This window comes from Enterococcus sp. C102(2024) (assembly GCF_040888205.1).
GTDB lineage: Bacteria > Bacillota > Bacilli > Lactobacillales > Enterococcaceae > Enterococcus > Enterococcus faecalis.
Genome location: NZ_JBFOHH010000003.1, coordinates 216335 through 236747, shown reverse-complemented (window position 1 = coordinate 236747; position 20413 = coordinate 216335). Strand labels below are relative to the sequence as shown.

At 37.0% G+C, this 20413-nt stretch carries 20 protein-coding genes; 16 read left to right on the top strand and 4 right to left on the bottom strand.

The window, feature by feature from the left end; genetic code table 11:
• Positions 1–50: 50 nt before the first annotated feature.
• The 14 genes from AB3I34_RS08620 (at position 51) to AB3I34_RS08555 (ending at position 15452) form a co-directional block, all read left to right on the top strand.
• On the top strand, positions 51–818 hold the full coding sequence (locus AB3I34_RS08620) for an ABC transporter ATP-binding protein (protein WP_002356382.1): 768 nt from the start codon (positions 51–53) through the stop codon (positions 816–818).
• On the top strand, positions 808–2904 hold the full coding sequence (locus tag AB3I34_RS08615; RefSeq protein WP_010712766.1) for an ABC transporter permease: 2097 nt from the start codon (positions 808–810) through the stop codon (positions 2902–2904). Before AB3I34_RS08620 ends, AB3I34_RS08615 begins: the two co-directional genes overlap by 11 nt.
• 203 nt (positions 2905–3107) lie before the next feature.
• Positions 3108–3257 carry a teichoic acid D-Ala incorporation-associated protein DltX gene (locus AB3I34_RS08610; RefSeq protein WP_002356384.1) on the top strand — a complete coding sequence of 50 codons (150 nt, stop codon included), beginning with the start codon at positions 3108–3110 and terminating at the stop codon, positions 3255–3257.
• 14 nt (positions 3258–3271) lie between these two features.
• Complete coding sequence (gene dltA / locus AB3I34_RS08605) at positions 3272–4792, top strand: D-alanine--poly(phosphoribitol) ligase subunit DltA (RefSeq protein ID WP_002368807.1); 1521 nt, start codon at positions 3272–3274, stop codon at positions 4790–4792.
• A complete protein-coding gene (dltB, locus tag AB3I34_RS08600) occupies positions 4789–5994 on the top strand; it encodes a D-alanyl-lipoteichoic acid biosynthesis protein DltB (protein ID WP_002382500.1) in 1206 nt (401 codons plus the stop codon). The genes dltA and dltB overlap by 4 nt, the downstream gene beginning before the upstream one ends.
• 32 nt (positions 5995–6026) lie before the next feature.
• The gene (gene dltC / locus AB3I34_RS08595) at positions 6027–6263 is read left to right on the top strand and encodes a D-alanine--poly(phosphoribitol) ligase subunit DltC (RefSeq protein WP_002356389.1); all 237 of its coding nucleotides are present in this window, start codon (positions 6027–6029) and stop codon (positions 6261–6263) included.
• Positions 6263–7537, top strand: a complete 1275-nt coding sequence (gene dltD / locus AB3I34_RS08590) for a D-alanyl-lipoteichoic acid biosynthesis protein DltD (protein WP_002376500.1) — start codon at positions 6263–6265, stop codon at positions 7535–7537. The genes dltC and dltD overlap by 1 nt, the downstream gene beginning before the upstream one ends.
• A 212-nt stretch (positions 7538–7749) precedes the next feature.
• The gene (locus AB3I34_RS08585; protein ID WP_002367214.1) at positions 7750–8832 is read left to right on the top strand and encodes a M42 family metallopeptidase; all 1083 of its coding nucleotides are present in this window, start codon (positions 7750–7752) and stop codon (positions 8830–8832) included.
• A 20-nt stretch (positions 8833–8852) separates the two neighbouring features.
• The gene (locus tag AB3I34_RS08580; protein WP_002376501.1) at positions 8853–9644 is read left to right on the top strand and encodes a DUF975 family protein; all 792 of its coding nucleotides are present in this window, start codon (positions 8853–8855) and stop codon (positions 9642–9644) included.
• Between the two features lie 145 nt (positions 9645–9789).
• A complete protein-coding gene (locus tag AB3I34_RS08575) occupies positions 9790–10530 on the top strand; it encodes an MBL fold metallo-hydrolase (RefSeq protein WP_002356393.1) in 741 nt (246 codons plus the stop codon).
• 32 nt (positions 10531–10562) lie between these two features.
• On the top strand, positions 10563–11567 hold the full coding sequence (locus AB3I34_RS08570; protein WP_085444169.1) for a lipoate--protein ligase: 1005 nt from the start codon (positions 10563–10565) through the stop codon (positions 11565–11567).
• 612 nt (positions 11568–12179) lie between these two features.
• Positions 12180–12869 carry an O-methyltransferase gene (locus AB3I34_RS08565; protein WP_010712765.1) on the top strand — a complete coding sequence of 230 codons (690 nt, stop codon included), beginning with the start codon at positions 12180–12182 and terminating at the stop codon, positions 12867–12869.
• A gap of 240 nt (positions 12870–13109) precedes the next feature.
• Positions 13110–13673, top strand: a complete 564-nt coding sequence (gene ahpC, locus AB3I34_RS08560; protein WP_002367212.1) for an alkyl hydroperoxide reductase subunit C — start codon at positions 13110–13112, stop codon at positions 13671–13673.
• Positions 13674–13769: 96 nt separating this feature from the next.
• Positions 13770–15452: an FAD-dependent oxidoreductase gene (locus AB3I34_RS08555; RefSeq protein WP_010712764.1), complete on the top strand. Its 1683-nt coding sequence runs from the start codon at positions 13770–13772 to the stop codon at positions 15450–15452.
• Positions 15453–15551: 99 nt separating this feature from the next.
• On the opposite strand, the gene AB3I34_RS08550 is transcribed toward AB3I34_RS08555, so the two are convergent.
• The 3 genes from AB3I34_RS08550 to AB3I34_RS08540 form a co-directional block, all read right to left on the bottom strand.
• Positions 15552–16142, bottom strand: coding sequence for a hypothetical protein (locus AB3I34_RS08550; RefSeq protein WP_002376506.1), 591 nt, complete (start codon positions 16140–16142; stop codon positions 15552–15554).
• A 119-nt stretch (positions 16143–16261) separates the two neighbouring features.
• Complete coding sequence (locus tag AB3I34_RS08545; protein ID WP_002356400.1) at positions 16262–16795, bottom strand: 3'-5' exonuclease; 534 nt, start codon at positions 16793–16795, stop codon at positions 16262–16264.
• Between the two features lie 33 nt (positions 16796–16828).
• Positions 16829–17584, bottom strand: a complete 756-nt coding sequence (locus AB3I34_RS08540; protein ID WP_002367205.1) for an exodeoxyribonuclease III — start codon at positions 17582–17584, stop codon at positions 16829–16831.
• Between the two features lie 205 nt (positions 17585–17789).
• On the opposite strand from AB3I34_RS08540, the gene AB3I34_RS08535 reads away from it, so the two are divergent.
• Positions 17790–18704, top strand: coding sequence for a Gfo/Idh/MocA family protein (locus AB3I34_RS08535; protein WP_002376508.1), 915 nt, complete (start codon positions 17790–17792; stop codon positions 18702–18704).
• A gap of 71 nt (positions 18705–18775) precedes the next feature.
• Positions 18776–19678, top strand: coding sequence for a UDP-N-acetylmuramate dehydrogenase (gene murB / locus AB3I34_RS08530; protein ID WP_002376510.1), 903 nt, complete (start codon positions 18776–18778; stop codon positions 19676–19678).
• A 73-nt stretch (positions 19679–19751) separates the two neighbouring features.
• On the opposite strand, the gene cbpA is transcribed toward murB, so the two are convergent.
• A complete protein-coding gene (cbpA, locus tag AB3I34_RS08525) occupies positions 19752–20390 on the bottom strand; it encodes a cyclic di-AMP binding protein CbpA (protein WP_002365057.1) in 639 nt (212 codons plus the stop codon).
• Positions 20391–20413: the final 23 nt, after the last annotated feature.

The following is a 20413-nucleotide window of genomic DNA, read 5'->3' as shown; positions in this document are numbered from 1 at the left end:
ATTTTTTCTTGGTAAAATAAGAGTAATAACAAAACGTTGGAGCGAGAAAAATGAAAAAAATTGTAGAAGTAAATCATGTCAGCAAGACATATGGTCGTTTAAATAATAAAACAGAAGTATTAGATAATATTTCGTTTACCGTTGATGAAGGCGAATTTGTGGGGATTATGGGTCCCAGTGGTGCTGGTAAATCGACACTGTTGAATGTCTTATCCTCGATTATTTTGCCAACCGCAGGAATCGTGCGCATTGCCGGACAAGACATTTTAAAAATGCGAGATAATCAATTAAGTGATTTTCGGAGAAACGAAATGGGGTTTATTTTTCAATCGTTTAACCTAATTGATACGTTAAATGTGAAGGACAATATTCTGTTGCCTTTAGCTGTAGAAAAAGTTTCATTAGAAGAAATGGATAAACGTTTGTTACATGTGACTTCGATTTTGGGGATTCAGGAGCTTTTATCTGCTTATCCACCAGAGATATCTGTGGGACAAAAACAACGGGTAGCAGCTGCTCGTGCTTTGATTACGAACCCTAAAATTATTTTTGCAGATGAACCAACTGGCTCGCTGGATTCAAAATCAGCAACAGAATTGTTGAAATATTTAGCTGAAATTAATCTACATGATGATGCCACAATTTTGATGGTGACACATGACCCGTACACGGCCAGTTTTTGCAATCGCATCTTATTCATTAAAGACGGTGCGATTTTCTCAGAAGTTGTTCGTCAAGGATCACGTAAGGAATTTTTTAATCGTGTGATAGATATGCAAGCAACGATTGGTGGAGGCGGGCGCGCAAATGATTTTTAAACTATCATTAAAAAATTTAAAAGCTCATGTACCTAATTATCTGGTTTATTACATTAGTATGACTTTTGCAGCGGTCGTTTATTATTGTTTCCGTGCGATCGCTTACAACCAGCCTCTTGTCGCAGGTGCAGGCCGTGATATCGAAATTAAGCGATCTTTAGGACTCGGTAGTACCTTAGTCACCATTATTATTTTAGGCTTTATGTTGGCAGCAAATCGCTTTTTTATTGGCAAACGTAGCCAAGAAATTGGCTTGTATCGATTAATTGGTTTGAGAAAGAGCCAAGTTTCACTAATTTTTTTAGTGGAAAATTTAGTTTTAGGCTTTGTTTCACTAATTAATGGGATTATTTTAGGAGTGATTTTCACCAAGTTGTTTTCAATGATTTTAGCCAAAGTTATGTTTTTAGAAGTGCCCAGTTTCTTCTATATTTCTTGGCGTTCCGTTATTGAAACCGGTGTAGCTTTTGCATTTATGATTTTGATTGTCTGCTTAAGAAGTATTTGGATGATTTATCGTTATCCATTGTCGCAGCTTATGCACCAAGAAAAAATTGGTCAAATTAATTATAGTCGTTTAACGAAACGGCGGCAGTTTCTAGGTATTTTAGGTCCTATTTGTTTACTGGCCGGTTATTTTATCGCGTTTGATTTTCGTAATTTAGCGACAGGTATTGTGTATAAACAATTAAATGATTCATTGGATATCTCGATTCCAATGATTATTACGTTGACGCCTTTTATCATTTTGGGTCTCTGTGTGGTGGGAACGTATTTATTTTTCCGTTATACCATGTATTTTATCATTCGCTTATTTAATCATAGAAAAAAATGGTATTACCAAGATTTACGCATGATTACTTTAGGCAATGCCAAACGCTACTTATTTAAAAGTAGCAAAACACTCACTGGTTTGACCTTGTTAATTGCGACGGCCTTGAGTGGGATCGGCGTGATGGTTTTTGTGTATACGATTAGTATGCACACGGTCAACAGTGATGGCCCCGTGGACTTTTTAGTTTCACAGGAAAGCTATCCTAAATTGAAGAAAGTTCTCGATGAAGCGAAGGACACCAAAATAAAAAATGAAGTGACACTTTCTTATAAAATTACTGGAATTGAACGCAGTTTGCGAATTGGTCAAGCGCCAGAGGAACAAGAAACGATTGAAGCAGTTAATGTTTTATCTTTCTCCAACTACCGTAACTATCAAAAAATTAATCCTTATTTAAACGATTTACATTTAAAAAATGACCAAAGTGTTATCTATATGGATAGCTTTACCAATATTTTAAGTGGTATGTCTCGTTATGAATCGAAACTGCAATTTGTTGAAGGGGAGAAGGCACAATTACAACAAGTGCTGCCTAACTATCTAGGCAATTTTTTATTGCAATATTCCTTACCAACGATTGTCGTTTCCGATGCCCTTTATCAGAAAGTGACAAAAAATTCCATTCAGTATCAGATTAACGCCGTAAATGTTGACACGAAAAGCCGTGAAAAACTTTATGAAGCTGTAAATAAACAGATTGCCACAGAATGGCAAGCGCCAATTTTGTATAAGTATGAAAAAAATAACCAGCAGTTGAGTGGTTTTGCCAAACAAATGCCTAACGAAGAGGCAAAGAATACGCAAGATGATGTCACAGAAACTTGGCGGCTAAATATGAATGATCGCTACGCCTCTTTACGCTATGAACGAAAAATTAACGGCTTGACTTTATATGTCTCCATGTTTGTGGCAATTTTAGCGTTGTTTATTACGGGCAGTATTTTGATGTTACGACAACTGTTTTCAGCTGTAAGTGAGCGTCAAGATTACGTGACTTTAAAACGGATGGGTGTTTCTAGTAAAGCGATAACTAAGCAAATTTATCGACAGAATAGTTTGATTTTCTTTCCGCCGATGGTCATTGGGATTTTGCATACCACCTTTGCTATTTATTTGTTAAGCCAATTTATTAAGAGTCCAGGATATTTGTTAGTATATCTTTCTTGTGGAATCTTAATAATTGTTTATCTAATTTTTTATATTTTAACGTCTGCCATTTATGCGCGGATGATTCGACACATCCATTTTTAAAAAACTGTAAAAGCCGTTGTGAAGCGGTTTTTACAGTTTCTTTATGCGAAAAAATTATGAGAGTTCCGTTTATGAAAATCATGAAAATTTAAGAAGTGACGAAATTGTTAGTTTTTTTATTAAATTGTAAGAAATTTCAATGGACTTTGCTGAAATATAGCATAAAATAATGGATAGCGATTAACCTTAGGAGGTGAATGATAATGAAAACAACTTTTCAGAAAATTCTCAATAACGAAAGTCTTAAATTCATCGGTAAAACGTTATTTTATTCTTTCATTGTCATTGCATTAATTTATCTTTATCATTACAAGAATATCAATGGAGGAACCTTCATTTATAACGAGTTTTAAGGAGGCGGCTATATATGGAAAAAGTAATTAATATGATTCAAACGATTGATGAATGGGCACGTAAAGAACCCCAACGTCCTGTTTATTTAACCGAAGAAAAAGTCTCTACGTATGGAGAGTTAAAAGAAAAGTCAGACAATCTAGCCGCTTATTTAGCCGAGCTGAAAACGGACAAGTCAGCGATTGTCGTATACGGAGAATTAGATTTTGAAATGATTGTGAGTTTTCTAGGCGCATCGAAAGCTGGTTTTAGCTATATCCCCATTGATGCACATACACCAAAAGAACGCATTGAACTAATTCTAAACGTAGCCAAACCAACCGCAGTGATTGCTGTGCATGAATGGCCTGAGTTAGCCACCGAAGTGCCAGTAATTACGGCGGAAGAATTAACAGAAATGATGATGCATGCACCCCGACATGCGCCTGCGTTGACGCCTGTCACAGGAGCAAGTAATTACTATATCATTTTCACTTCAGGGACAACTGGTGTACCAAAGGGTGTGCAAATCAGCCATGATAATTTAGTTAGCTTTACGAATTGGTTGTTGCAAGATTTTGGTTTAGAAGAAGGGGCCCGCTTTTTAGCACAGGCACCTTATTCGTTTGATTTATCGGTGATGTCTATTTATCCCGCATTGGCGTTAGGCGGCTCATTAACTCCGTTACCCAATGAAATCATTAACGATTTTAAACAATTATTTACGCGTTTGCCACAATTAACAATCGACGTCTGGGTTTCAACACCGTCCTTTATTGAATTGTGTCTAATGGAACCAAGCTTCGATGGTGAACATCTACCAGCACTGCGCACGTTTTTATTCTGTGGAGAAGAATTACCAAAACCAACGGCTGAGAAATTAGCCGCTCGTTTCCCAACTGCGCATATTTATAATACGTATGGGCCGACAGAAGCGACTGTAGCGATTAGTGCCATTGAAATCACTCAAGAAGTTTTAAAAAGTGTTCAACGTTTACCAATCGGGTATGTGAAAGAGGATACGCAAATTTATATTATGGAAGGTATGTCAAAATTACCTGCAGGTGAAATTGGTGAAATCGTCATTGCTGGACCAAGTGTTTCCAAAGGCTATCTAAATAATCCTGCGAAAACAGCTGAAGCTTTTTTCCAATTAGATGGCGTACCAGCTTATCGCACAGGCGATGCTGGAAAGTTAGTCGATAACCTATTGCAGTATGAGGGACGCTTAGATTTTCAAATTAAATTGCATGGCTACCGCATTGAGTTAGAAGAAGTAGATCATCACTTAACGAATGTTTCCTACGTGAAACAAGCAGTCGTTGTGCCGAAATATCAAGGAAATAAAGTCCAACAATTAATTGCCTATGTCGTTCCGCAAGCACATGAATTTTCAAGTGATTTTCAATTAACTAAGGCAATTAAACAAGAATTAGCCACGTTGACAATGGACTATATGATTCCGCAAAAATTTGTATATGTTGAACAATTACCTTTGACAAGTAATGGCAAAATTGATCGGAAAGGGTTGATGAATGAGGTGAATGCCACATGATGAATTTTCCTCATATGATTCCCTATAATGCGCCGTATTACTTTGTTCTGCTAATTGCGGCCTTGTTGCCGATGATTTTAACTTTAGCCATTAAAGGGACACGTTGGCCTTGGTACCAAACACTCGTGACACTGGTCTTTCTATATATCAGTTTTGGTGGCGAATTTTGGCAACAAGGAGTCGCTCTGATTGTATATGTTATTTATCAAACGTTACTAACGTGGGGCTATGCGGCTTATCGAAAAAATAAAAATGCAGGTTGGGTCTTTTATCTGGCTGTCTTTTTAGCTATATTACCGCTTGTTTGGGTGAAAGTTTCTCCCTTCATGACAGGCAAAACAACTTTACTTGGCTTTTTAGGGATTTCTTATTTAACCTTTAAAGCGGTCCAAGTGGTCATGGATTTACGGGATGGCGTAATGAAAGAATATCATCCGTTTCGTTACATTCAGTTTCTCTTGTTTTTCCCGACTATTTCTTCAGGACCCATCGATCGTTATCGGCGCTTTGAAAAAGATTTGAAAAATCCGCCGAGTGCGGAGAAATATTTAGACTTTTTAGAAAAAGGAATTTTTTATTTATTTCTAGGATTTTTATATAAGTTTATTATCAGTCATTATCTTGGTGGTGTCTTTTTACCACATGTGGAAAAAATGGCCTTGGCACAAGGTGGTTTATCTTGGTGGACAGTCGGCTATATGTATAATTACAGTTTGTATCTATTCTTTGATTTCGCAGGCTATAGTTTACTGGCCGTTGGCACAAGTTATTTAATGGGCTATGATACACCAATGAACTTTAACAAACCGTTCCTAAGTTGGAATATTAAAGAATTCTGGAATCGTTGGCACATGACCTTATCTTTTTGGTTCCGTGATTACATTTACATGCGCTTAATGTTTTTCTTAATGAAAAAGAAAGTCTTTAAAAGTCGGATTGTGACTTCTAATATTGGTTACTTTGCATTGTTCTTAATTATGGGCATTTGGCATGGATTAACGTGGTTCTACATCGCTTATGGGCTCTACCATGCAACACTAATTTGTGTAACAGATGCTTGGCTACGTTTTAAGAAAAAACATAAAGACAAGATACCATCAAACAAATTTACACATGCATTTGCAGTCTTTTTAACTTTCCAAGCGGTTTGTGTCAGCTTCCTGATTTTCTCAGGATTTTTAGACAAACTATGGTTTAAATAAACAAAAATAAAAATATAAAGGGGCAATTTACAATGAACATTCAAGAAACAGTATTAAACATTTTAGAAGATATTACAGGAACAGACGAAGTTGTGAACAATCAAGACATTCAATTATTTGAAGAAGGATTATTGGACTCTTTAGCAACGGTTCAATTATTAGTAGAAATTGAAGGACAATTAGGAATCCAAGTTCCTGTATCAGACTTTGACCGTGAAGTATGGGGAACACCAAAACAAATCATTCAACAAGTGGAAGCTTTACAATAATGTCTAGAAAAAAACGACTAATCAGAATCTTAGGTCCAGTGCTTTGTTCAGCGGTCTTGGTTGCAGTGTTCTTTTTTGCACCGTTCAGAATCAATTTAACTTCCGAAAAAACGTTGAAGGAAGCATCAACGTCAATGGCACCGAACGTTTTAAAAGGCAATGTGATTAAAAACAAAGCAGTGGCTTCTGGTAAATATGTTCCTTTTTTTGGCTCTTCTGAATTAAGTCGATTTAGTGCTTTCCACCCTAGTGTGCTCTCTGAAAAGTATCAACGGAACTATCGACCGTTTTTACTAGGAGAAGCGGGCACACAGTCATTAACCCAAGCAATGGTCATTCATTCGATGGGCGATGCGATTGCCAATAAGAAAGCGGTCTTTATTTTATCTCCGCAATGGTTTGTCAAAAAGGGTGTACCTAATGATAGTTTTGGTGCACACTATTCACAATTACAAACCTATCAATGGTTAGCTAATTTAACCGAATTAACCAGCGGTGACCAATATCTAGCACAACGTTTGATCAAATTTCCAGTTGTTCAAAAAGACAAAGTCTTAATGGAAACCTTGGCAAATCTTCAGGCAGGGCAACTTCCCCAACGCTCTCAACGAGATTATTTTATAATGAATCTCCGTTTCTTGAATCGTGAAGATGAATTGTTTAGCCAAATTGGCATGGTTAGCAGAGAACCAATTGTTGAAAAAGATATGAAACAATTACCTGCTACTTATAATTTTAATGAATTAGATCAGCTAGCTGGAAAAATTGCGGCAAAAGCCATTAATAATAATAAATTTGAAATAAGTAACGGTTTTTATCGCCAACGGATTAAACCAGTTTTACCGAAATTAGCTCATTCACAAAAGAAATGGGATTATCGTTTTTCTCCAGAATATGGTGATTTCCAAGCTGCGTTAGAACAGTTAGCAGAAAAAAATGTCGATGTTTTATTTGTAATCCCACCTGTTAACAAACGTTGGTCGGACTATACGGGCTTGTCACAAGATATGTTGCAACAAGTAGCACGCAAGCTGAAATATCAACTTCAAGAGCAAGGCTTTACTAACATTGCTGACTTCTCAACATGTAGTAATGAACGTTACTTTATGGCGGACACGATTCATTTAGGTTGGCGTGGTTGGCTCGCTGTTGATCGTCAAGTAGATGAATTTATGAAACAACCGGCGTCTAAAAAGTTAGCGTATCAAATTGATGATCGTTTTTATCAGACAGATTGGCAACAACAAAATCCATTGGTCTTACCTCAATTTTAAGAAGGCAAGATGGATCAAGTACCAATTATCTGAAGCGGACTAGAAGCGCTTCGTAACAATAAAAATAGCCTGTACCTGCCGTTGAATAACGAGCGTGCAGGCTGTTTTTTCGTTTATTTTTAGTGGAGAACGTTGCTCAATTTATTTTTTGTAAGTATTTTTTTAGTTCGTGGTATAATGGATAAAATTGGTTTTTGAGGGGAGTTATTTTTATGGATGCAAAAGAAGAAAAAATGTTAATTGATTTAACAAGTGCTAAAGGGATTGCTGGGAATGAAGACGAAGTACGTTCGTTATTTAAAAAGTATGCAGCACCGTATGCGGATAAATTTTTATATGATGGCCTTGGCAGTATTATTGCAAAAAATGTTGGTGATAAAGAAGGACCAAAAGTCTACATTTCTGGGCATATGGATGAAGTCGGTTTCATGGTTACCCAAATCACAGAAAAAGGCTTTTTAAAATTTCAAACCGTTGGCGGTTGGTGGGGGCAAGTGATGTTGGCCCAACAAGTTCAGATTAAAACCACGACTGGTAAGGTTTACCATGGTGTCATTGGGTCTAAACCACCGCATGTGTTAACAGCGGAAGTTCGTAACAAACCCTATGAGATTGCAGATATGTTTATTGATATTGGTGCAAGTAGCGATCAACAAGTTGCAGAATGGGGGATTCATCCAGGGGATATGGTGACACCATATATTGACTATCGTCGCATGAATGATACAAAATTTTTATTGGCAAAAGCGTGGGATAACCGAATTGGTACGGCCGTTTCATTAAAAGTTTTAGAAAATTTAGCGACAGAAGGGCACCCCAATATTTTATTTGCAGGCAGTGATGTGCAAGAAGAAGTTGGGCTACGCGGTGCACAAACAAGTACGCATCTTGTGAATCCAGACATAGCGTTTGCTTTAGACACAGGAACAGCTGGTGACACACCAGGAATGACACCTAAAGAAGCCGACTCTGTTTTAGGTGAAGGCCCACAAATTTTGATTTATGATGCATCGATGATTCCGCATAAAAAATTACGTGATTTTGTTATTCAAGTGGCGGAAGAAAATAACATTCCCTTCCAATATACAGTGATTACAGGGGGAGGTACGGATGCTGGCCGCATGCATTTAACGCGCAACGGGATTCCATCATTAGCCATCACGGTGCCTGTTAGATATCTGCATTCACATACCTCAGTTATTCATGAAGATGATTATTTCAACACAGTCAAATTAGTCACAGAAGTGGTGAAACGTCTAGATAAAGAAACAGTCGCTAAATTGACTAGTTATTAGTTTCAGAAAGGATGGAATGAATGAAAAGTTTAGTAACAAATTCGCAACATCGTGCCAATGCTCGCAGAGCCCTTGATGGGCAATGGGGAATCATGGCTTGGTTAACTTTCTTAGGAGTGGTTTTACAGAGCTTCTTAACATCGATTGTGCAAAATTTATTTTCTGGTGAAAATCAAGTTTTTCAAAGTAGTTTTGCCGCAGTATTACTGCAAATTTTTGTTTTATTCGCGTTAAGTTATGCGCTATATTACGCAGCCTTGAAGGTGTTGCGTGGTGAAAAGGTGCGGGTCAATATTTTAATGAGTGTTTTTCAAGGAAAATATTATGGTCCGCTATTTGTGGTCAACCTACTTCAAAAAGTACTTGAACGTGTAATTGGTTTGTTATTTTTGTTACCAATTCTATTTGGGGCAGGGACAACCTTGTATTTCAAATTGATGTTTAATACAGTTACACCAGAGGAAGTCCAAGCCTTTTTCTTAAATGATTTTTCCTTTTTCCTAGCGTTTGGCGTCGCCTCTATCTTAATCTTTTTAATTGGTTTATTTGTGAGTGGCGTTTTTCAATTTGCTGTGTGGCTACGTTTTGATAATCCAGAACTGCCAATTATGATGGCGTTAAAACAGGCGTTATATTTAATGAAAAATCGTTTTTGGCAATATTTATGTTTACAATTTTCTTTTATTGGTTGGTATATTGTGGGCTTTTTAGCTATTGGTATCGGTCTATTATGGGTGATTCCTTATAACTATGTAGCGTTAGCTAGTTTTTATCAAACTGCCTTAGAAGAAAAAGGTTTAGCCGAAGAATAAAATAGAAGCTTGAATCCTTCGTCATCTCGACAAAGGGTTCAGGTTTTTTCTTTGGTATTTTTGTGAAAATTTAAGCGTTTTAACCTCGTTTTTCCGTTATTTTATGGTAACATGGAAGTATCGTATTGAAGGAGGTTGTCCACACATGAAATTGACTGTCTTAGGCTGTTTAGGTGCTTATCCATACAAAGGAGAAGGAACGAGTTCCTATTTGTTAGAATCTGAAGGCTTTCATTTGCTTATTGATGCAGGCAGTACGACATTAGTGCGTTTAGAAAACTATCTAGATCCATTGAAATTAGATGCTGTCATTCTGTCGCATTATCATCATGACCATATCGCAGATTTAGGCGTTTTACAATATTATCGTCAGCTTTATCCAACGCTGGAACCGACTCCTATTTTGCCAATATATGGCCATACACAAGATCAAATGCATTTCAAAGAACTAACGCTTCCTAACGTTTCCGAAGGGAAAGAGTATTTTGAAGCAGAAGAGTTGGCAGTAGGACCATTTTTGATTACTTTCATGGAAACGATTCATCCTGTCACTTGTTACGCGATGCGGATTGTTGAAAAAGCGACCGGCAAAGTCTTTGTCTTTACAGGAGACTCTGGTTACTTAGCAAGTTTTGAAGACTTTGCAAAAGACGCGGATTTATTCTTAGCGGATACGTACTTATTTGAAGGTAATGAACGACATCATGCACACTTTACGTCAAGAGAAGCGGGTGAAATTGCCAAAGCAGCACAAGTCAAACAATTGATGTTGACCCATTTACCACAACATGGGTCATTGGAACAACTACGTGAAGAAGCGCAAAACTATGCTGGAACGGAAATTCCAGTGACATTAGCCCAACCAGATTTAACAGTTGAGATTTAAAAAAGTAACTATACCAAGGGAGAGAACCGATTGTGATTTTTGTACCGAATGAAAATAAAGACCCACGAGTGAACTTAGCAATTGAAACATATTTGTTAACAGAAATGCCTTTAGATGAGCCCATTCTTTTATTTTACATTAACGAGCCGTCAATCATTATTGGCCGTAACCAAAATACAATTGAAGAAATTAACAAAGAATATGTAGATGAGCACGGCATTCATGTTGTTCGTCGCTTAAGTGGCGGCGGCGCCGTTTATCATGATCATGGTAATTTGAATTTTAGTTTTATTATGCCAGATGACGGCAACTCTTTCCGTGATTTTGCGAAAGTTACCCAACCAATTATTCAAGCATTGCACGACTTAGGCGTTGAAGGTGCCGAATTAAAAGGGCGCAATGACCTAGTGATTAATGATATGAAGTTTTCAGGAAATGCGATGTACGCTACCAACGGCCGCATGTTTGCACATGGAACCTTAATGTTTGATAGTGATATTGATGAAGTTGTAAATACATTGAAAGTACGGAAAGATAAAATCGAATCTAAAGGTATCAAGTCTGTTCGTTCACGGGTAACAAACATTAAACCATTTTTATCTGAAGATAAACAAGAGATGACAACGGAAGAATTCCGCCAAGAAATTCTTTTGAAAATTTTCGGCGTAGATTCGATCGACCAAGTTAAAACGTATGAATTAACTGATCAAGACTGGGCGGCTATTAACAAAATTTCAGAGCAATACTATCGCAATTGGGATTGGAATTATGGTAAATCACCAGCATTTAACTTAGAACGTCGCCATCGTTTTCCAATTGGTTCAATTGAAATGAAAATGAATGTGGCGGATGGTGCCATTCAAGAAATTAAAATCTTTGGGGACTTCTTTGGGCTTGGTGAAATTAAAGATGTTGAAGATATTTTAACCGGCGTGAAATATGATAAAGCTTCTTTAGAAGAAGCCATTGATCAAATTGACGTTAAAAAATACTTTGGCAACATCGAAAAAGAAGATTTGCTTGGGTTAATTTATTAAAAAAAAGACAGCCGTTTCAAACGGTTGTCTTTTTTCTAGCTAAAAATAATTTTTAGCTTTTAGAAAGGTAGTGCTATGTGCAAAATCGTCGAAACGATTTTTATCAGGGAACTATCAAATAGCTCGCCTGCATATGTACTTGAACCAAGTCAAGTCCGGGAATTTGGTTATGTGCTTCACTATAAATCACTATCTGTAAAGAGTATACAAGATTTCCTTTCTTTTGTGATATCAAATTTTTACAGACAAAGTAGTAAAATTTGACGTTTCTTATTTTGGCAAGGTTATAGGCTTGTTTTGGGGCTTGAAATAGCAAGAATTGAGAGTGATTTAAGGGGAAATATTAACATATGTAGAAGTATTTTTATAAGAAATAACGAGAAAAAATCAATAGGTATGTTCTTGAGGGCTACTTTTTGACGTTTTCTGAATAAAACTTAATAAAAAATAGCGGAAACAAAGAAAAAATGTGCTTACAAAAAGTAATCCGCACTTAGCTAGGAAGTTAAGAATGTACATGTTATTCTCAAACAAATAATAAGAATCCTATTTCAATCCTTTACAGAGGAACAAGGACTTCGTATAATAAAGGGACGAAAAGGAGCGAAAGTGATGAGAAACGAAATGATGCATCGACCAGTCGTTAAACCAGAATTGGTTGAGTATATGCGTACAAAACAAAAGAAACTTCCCGGAGAATTAGGTGTAGTGGAGGCGGAAGCCAATGAAGCAGGGGTGCCGATTATTCCACACGAAACAGTAGTTTTTCTACAATTTTTGCTAGGACAACTAAAGCCCAAAAATATTTTAGAAATCGGGGCAGCAATTGGTTTTTCTTCAAGCTTGATGGCCCAATTTGTTGGTGAAGATGGTCACGTGACCACGATTGATCGTTTTGACGTAATGATAAAAAAAGCGAAGAAAACCTACCAACGCCTAGACTTAGAAGAAAAGGTCACTCTTTTAGAAGGACAAGCAGCTGAGATTCTACCAACGTTGGAAGGACCTTATGACTTTATTTTTATGGATAGTGCCAAATCAAAATACATTGAATTTTTACCTGAATGTTTACGGTTGCTACCAGTTGGCGGCGTTTTGATGGTGGATGATGTATTTCAAGCTGGGACAATTTTAGACCCTGCTGAGGAAGTACCGAAAAAAAATCGAGCGATTCATCGTAAATTAAACCAATTTTTAGATGTAGTCATGGCTCACCCTGATTTAACTTCTACTTTAGTTCCTCTTGGTGATGGAGTTATTTTAATTACCAAAGAGAAAGAAACGATTATTTTAGATAGTTAAAGAATGTCTTCACAAAAAGAAAGCGAATCATTAAAAAGCAAGTTCTTTTAATGATTCGCTTTCTTTTTTATGTTATTTAAAAAGTTATCTCGCTATTTCTAATTGAGAATGATAATCAGAAAATTCTCAATAGGACAGTATTATGCGTTAATAAAACCTCGTTTGTTTATAATTATTCTATTGACGGAATAATTATAAACTGTTATCCTTAAAGAGTAAAAAAACAGAGGAGGAACGACAATGAATTTAATTAATCAAAAACTTTTTGACTTTGAATGTGATGCCTATCACGATGGTGAATTTACACGAGTATCAACAGAAGATATTTTAGGAAAATGGAGTATTTTCTTCTTTTATCCAGCTGATTTTTCTTTCGTGTGTCCTACGGAATTAGGGGATATGCAAGAGCATTATGCGCATTTACAGGAATTAAATTGTGAGGTTTACTCTGTTTCAGAAGATAGTCATTATGTGCATAAAGCATGGGCTGACGCTACAGAAACGATTGGAAAAATTAAATATCCAATGTTAGCCGATCCCAACGGTCAACTTGCTCGTTTCTTTGGCGTTTTAGATGAAGCTTCTGGAATGGCTTACCGTGCTTCGTTTATTGTGAGTCCAGAAGGGGACATCAAATCTTATGAAATCAACGACATGGGTATTGGTCGTAATGCTGAAGAACTTGTTCGTAAATTAGAAGCTTCTCAATTTGTAGCAGAGCATGGTGATAAAGTTTGTCCAGCCAATTGGCAACCAGGAGAAGAAACAATTGCGCCAAGCTTAGATTTAGTTGGTAAAATTTAAATTCGCTTTGTAAATAGAGGTCAAAGAGTTGGATAAAACAGAGAAAATGTTTTGTTCAGCTCTTTTTCTGAAACACAGAAGAAAGAGGAGAAGCAAGTGACAGAAGAAATCTACGATTTGATTATTATTGGTGGCGGCTCAGCTGCTTTATCTGCAGGTATCTATGCAGGTCGCGCAATGATGGATACCTTAATTATTGAAAAAGACAAAATTGGCGGACAGGTAACGACGACTTCTGAAATTGTGAACTATCCAGCGATTCGTCACACAACAGGTCCAGAACTAATGGAAGAAATGCGCATTCAAGCACAAGACTTCGGTGTAGCTTTTACAAACGACGAGATTATTGATGTTGATTTTAGTCAAACGATAAAAACTGTTCAATCGGCGAGTCAAACCTACCAAGCATATGCAGTATTGATTGCGACAGGAGCTTCTGCTCGTAAAATTGGTTTCCCTGGTGAAAGTGAATTTACAGGACGCGGCGTGGCCTATTGTTCTACTTGTGATGGGGAGTTTTTCCAAGGCCTAGATATTTTTGTGATTGGTGGCGGTTATGCAGCAGCGGAAGAGGCCGTTTATTTGACACGTTACGGTAAATCAGTAACGATGATTATCCGAGAACCTGATTTTACATGTGCAAAATTAACTGCGGAGGCGGCTAAAAATCACCCGAAAATTAAGATTGTTTATAACACAGAAGTGAAAGAAATTATGGGCGATGATTTTGTCCGGAAAGCTGTGTTTGTCAATAACCAGACGGGAGAAGAAACGGTTTATGAAGCACCAAAAGACAGTACATTTGGTCTGTTTGTTTTTGCTGGAAATAAACCAAGTACAGAAATTTTTGAAGGGAAAATTGCCTTAGACCGTGGGTATGTGCCAACAACTGAGAATATGGAAACCAATATTCCCGGAGTTTATGCAGCAGGAGATTTACGAATAAAAGAATTACGTCAAATTGTGACGGCGGTTGCAGACGGTGCAATTGCCGCCACTCATGCGCAACGTTACGTGACAGAACAAAAAACACAGGCGGGCCAACCGATTGTAACGAAGCGAATGACTGAACGATTAGCTAATCAATCTGCCCCTGAAACAAACAGTCAGCAACCAAAAGAAAAACAGTCAGCGAAAGTTACTGGTAAGCATCAGTGGTTCCCAGAAAGTATGCGCCAACAATTAAGCGGTATTTTCGCTAAACTAACCAAAAAAGTGACATTACTTCAGTTTTTGGATGCAAGTGATGAAAAATCATTGGAACTTCAGTCATTCTTAACAGAATTTGCAAGTCTGGATCAGAAGATTACTTTAGAAACGATTTTGAAAGATACTGAGCCAGCCAAAGAATTGCTGTATGGGATTGAAAAAATGCCTAGCGTTGTGCTCTTAGATGCGGCAGGAAACTATACAGGAATTAAATTTAGTGGTATTCCTAGTGGCCATGAAGTAAACTCGTTGGTTTTGGCGGTTTATAATGTCGGCAGCGAGGGGCAGCCGTTAGAAGCAAGTCTGCAAAAGAACATACTTGCATTGCCAAAAAGAAAAATAGAAATCTTTGTTTCACTAACATGTCATTTTTGTCCCGATGTCGTGGCGGCTTGCCAACGTATTGCATCAATTAATCCTCATGTGGAAGCAGAAATGGTGGACATTAGTCTATTTCCAGAGTTGAAAAAAGAAAAGAAAATTATGAGCGTTCCAGCAATGCTAATTGATGGCGAACAAATGATTTTTGGTTCAAAAACAATGACCGAAATTATTGAAGCCTTGGCTTAAAAGAGGCGGAAAAAAGTAATTAGCCTAAAGACCTAAGTCATTTAAAAAAGTGAGAAATACGTCGAGATGATGTATTTCTCACTTTTTTCGCATAGTTAGTCAAGTACCTTTTTTGATTAAGCGATTGAGTTTCCTAAAAAGAATTAAAAAGACACAACAGCAAATGAACAATAGGCTTCCTGTTAGTGGTAAAAAGATACCTTGCATGTAGCTATCGATATGCATTAAACCAGGTACCTCGCTGAAAAAATCATGGATAAACTGTTGAATGAGCTTATTAGCTAGAAAAGCGGCTAAAGGTAAAATAAAAACCAAATAATAGATGGGTTGTAAGGCATAGCTAATTAAAATTTGTAATTTTGTCGTACCTAAAAGAGCTAAGATCAGTAAGTCGTTTTTTTGCTCTAAAAAAGTTAGGAAGAAAGCTCGGCAAATATAACTAATCAGGAAGAAAAAAAGTGTTCCAGCGCTGATTCCAGCCAAACCTCTGAAAATTTTCAAGGGAGGAATCACTGCATAATTATCAAGAAGAATCATTTGTGAAAGCCATCGAGAAAACAACAAAGTCAATAATAGAGCAGAAAAAGTCAGAAAACTAATAATAAAGATAAGAATCAACGTACTAAATTGGTTTTTTGAGCGCCACGCATTTTTGAGAGAGTCTGTGAATAAGTAAAGAATCGAATACATCATCGCGTCCTTTCTGAAAAATTTTTGTTTTAGCGGAAAAGTTATGTAAAAAAAAGACGTTATCTCCTGCCAACTAGCTGCTGAAAGAGATAACGCCTTCGCTGGAAACAAGAACTGGATTATTTCACCAATACTAATTTTTTTAAAGGTTCAACCCCAAATCGTTGTTCTTGCTGTAAAAGAATTTCGGCACAAGCGCGGCTATCTTCTAAAGCATCATGATGATTATTTAAAGTGATATTGAGGTTTTCACAAACAGTATTTAATTTATGATTAGGAAATTCAGGAAACAGTTTGCGACTCGTTTTGACTGTACATAAAGAAAGGTAATTAGGTTGTTCTAAGCCATAGTAATCTAAACAGCCAGCCAAAACACTACAATCAAAACTTGCATTGTGAGCAACCACTAAACGATTTGGTTGAAAACAATGCTGAATTTGTTGCCATACTTCAGGGAATTTGGGCGCATTGACAACATCTGATTCATGAATGCCGTGAATTTGCGTATTCCGCCAGAAAAAAGGTGTTTCTGGTTTGATTAACGTGTAAAATTCATCCACAATCCGACTATTTTCTACTTTAACAATTGCAATGGAACAGGCACTATGTTTATCATAACTAGCCGTTTCAAAGTCAAAAGCGTAAAAGTTCATTAAAAAAACTCCTTTCAACGCGTTGAGTAACACTTAAAAATCAAGTACAACTTCCACTGGACAATGATCACTACCAAGAATATCTGTATGGATTTTAGCACTGACTAAACGTTCATTCAAGGATTCTGACACAACGAAATAGTCAATCCGCCAACCTGCGTTATTTTTTCGTGCGTTAAAGCGATAACTCCACCATGAGTAGATGCCCTCAGCTTCTGGATAAAAATAACGGAATGTATCAGTGAAGCCACTGTCTAATAACTCAGTAAATTTTTGCCGTTCTTCAGGCGTGAACCCCGCATTTTTTTGATTGGTTTTCCAATTTTTTAAATCAATCTTTTGATGAGCTACGTTTAAATCACCGCAAAGAATTACGGGTTTTTCTTGATTTAATTCGTTTAAATAGGCACGAAAAGCATCTTCCCATGTCATTCGATAAGCTAAACGCTTTAGTTCAGCTTGTGAGTTTGGTGTGTAGCAAGTGACCATGAAAAATTCTGGATATTCTAAAGTGATCACGCGGCCTTCTTGATCGTGAGCCTCGATACCTAAGCCATAGCGAACACTTAACGCTTCTTCTTTAGCGAAAATTGCTGTGCCAGAATAGCCTTTTTTTTCGGCGTAATTCCAATACTGATGATAGCCAGGAAGTTCTAAATCAATTTGCCCAGCTTGTAATTTTGTTTCTTGTAAACAGAAAAAATCTGCATCTAATTCATTAAAAACATCCATAAAATTCTTTTTAACAACCGCTCGTAAGCCGTTGACATTCCAAGAAATACATTTCATTGTTGAAACTCCTTTCAAATAAGAAACGCTTTTGCTCGTTTCAGTGCAAACCAGAACCAAAGAAAAGGTCGCTTGGTGCTTTCTTCTATTCTAATACTTTTTAAAGAAGTTTTAAATACTTGAAAAGAAAAAGAGAAAATGACTGATTTTTGGAAAGAAGTAGTCTATGATAAAATAGTAAAAAGAGCAGAAATGAGGACAACGAATGAAAATAGGAGTCATTGGTTTAGGAAACATTGCACAAAAAGCGTATTTGCCAACTTATAGTGAATGCCGCCACTTGGCAGAGTTTGTATTGGCAACTAGAAACCCAGAAACACGACAAGAAATCGCTGATCAGTATGGCTTTACAGAAACTGTTGGGACCATAGAAGAATTGATTGAAGCGAAGATTGATGCTTGTTTTGTCCATGTAGCCACAAAAGTGCATGGTGCAGTCGTTCGCCAATTATTACAGGCTGGTATTCACGTCTTTGTGGACAAACCTTTAAGTGAAGAGCTTGCTGAAGTCAAAGAATTACAAGCATTGGCAGCAGCAAAAAATCTGCGCCTGATGGTTGGATTCAATCGTCGTTTTGCCCCTTATACGGAAGTATTGAAAAATATTCCTGAAAAACAAACAATTTTTATTAAAAAGAACCGCATCAATACAACGAGAGAAACAAGTTTTATGATGTATGATTTATTTTTACATGTTGTTGATACCGCAGTTTATTTAGCGGAAGGACCGCTCCACGTGGTGCAATCAAAATTAGTGGAAGAAAACGGTCATTTAAAACGAGCAATTTTACAATTAGAAACCGAACAGACAACGATTGTTTGTTCTATGGATTTACACTCTGGGGCCAATACAGAAACTTTTGAAGTCACCAGCCCTACAGGTACTTATCGCTTGGAAAATTTAACGCATTTGACCATCCAAACAGAAGAAGAATACCAAGTAAAAGAGATGGGAGATTGGACGCCAACATTGGAAAAAAGAGGTTTTTACCAAATGGTTACTGCTTTCATCCAGGCCATTCAAAAACCGCAAGAGCAAGAGTTGAAACAAGAAAAAGTCTATGAAAGTCATGCGTTATGTGAAGAAATGCTACGCCAACAACAACGACATGTCCTTTAAAGAGGACTAGCAACTTTCTTTCTATCATGCTAGAATAAGACAGATATTTTGAAAAGAAAGGACTAACTTTCGTGAACACTAAAGCTATGTTAGAAACATTAAACGAAATTACTTTATTAGTAGATGAACCATTAAAAAACGTAACCTTTACCAAAACAGGCGGCCCAGCTGATGTGTTGGCCTTACCCAAAACAAAAAAAGAAGTCGAAGAGATTGTGGCGTATTGCCGAGAACAAGGGCTTTCATGGTTAGTATTAGGCAATGCTAGCAACTTGATTGTTCGTGATGGCGGTATTCGCGATGTCGTGATTATGCTAACAGAAATGAAAGAAATCAAAGTAGCCGGTACCACCATGGTTGTGGATGCTGGTGCCAAACTGATTGATACAACCTACGAAGCCTTAGCAGCTGATTTAACTGGTTTTGAATTTGCTTGTGGTATTCCAGGAAGTGTCGGCGGTGCTGTTTATATGAATGCTGGAGCATACGGCGGGGAAATTAAAGATGTTTTCCAATCTGCAGAAGTGCTGTTGGCAGATGGCACTATCCAAACCATGACGAAAGAAGACCTGAATTTCCGTTATCGTCATAGTGAAATTCAAGAATTACATTGCATTGTCTTGCAAGCAACGTTTGCTTTAGAAAAAGGAAACCATGCAGAAATTAAAGCCCAAATGGATGAATTAACGGAACTTCGTGAACTGAAGCAACCGCTAGAGTATCCCTCTTGTGGCAGTGTTTTTAAACGCCCTGTTGGTCATTTTACAGGGAAATTAATCCAAGACGCTGGCTTACAAGGCTTGAAATGGGGCGGTGCTCAAATTTCCGAAAAGCATGCGGGATTTATTGTTAACATCGATCATGCAACCGCAACAGATTATGTGGAATTAATTGCACATATCCAAGAAGTGATTAAAGAAAAATTTGATGTTGAATTGCAAACAGAAGTTCGAATTATTGGTGAAGAAGTCTAAAAAATAAGCTAGGGAGGTAAGTCATTTTGACTTGCCTCCCTAGCTTTAAATCCTAAGATAAAGGTCGTAAATTTTACTCGTCTTCTAAATTTTCCAATTCTACAACTTTAAAGTTTTTCCGCTCTAAATGTTCTACAATGGCTGTACACGTTTCGGCAGTTGTGCCGGCTGGCAAAGTAATAAGTGTGCGACGAACAAATTCTTCACTATCAACATCCAATGTAATACAGCTGGCGATGCTGCTATATTTGGCAATGATTTTTGAAATGGCTGCTAAGTCGCCTTGTTGACCAACTGAAGCAATCGTTAAAACATAGCTCCCTTGTTTTACATTCCAAGATTGCGCTAAAATATTTAATAAGGTGCTGTGTGTTAAAATACCATAAAAATAATTATTTTCATCTAAAACAGCAATGTAAGGTAGTTCTTTAATAGTAAAAAATACCTTGAAAAATGAAGTGTTGACATAAATAAATTTTGTGGCATTTTTTAACAAATAGGTAACAGGTAAACTCATATCGCCACCATTTGCTTTATGGCGGTAAATATGCATTTTATAGATATTTCCTCGGAAAATTTTTCCAGATTCGTCTAAAATTGGGACACAACGGTAACCTGAGTCTTCTAAAATAGAAAGAGCTTCTTCTAGAGTACAAGATTCATTGACGGTTGTTAAATTATCTTTTTTAATAACTACAGATTTTAATAACATAAACAGGCCTCCTAAGGGTTCAT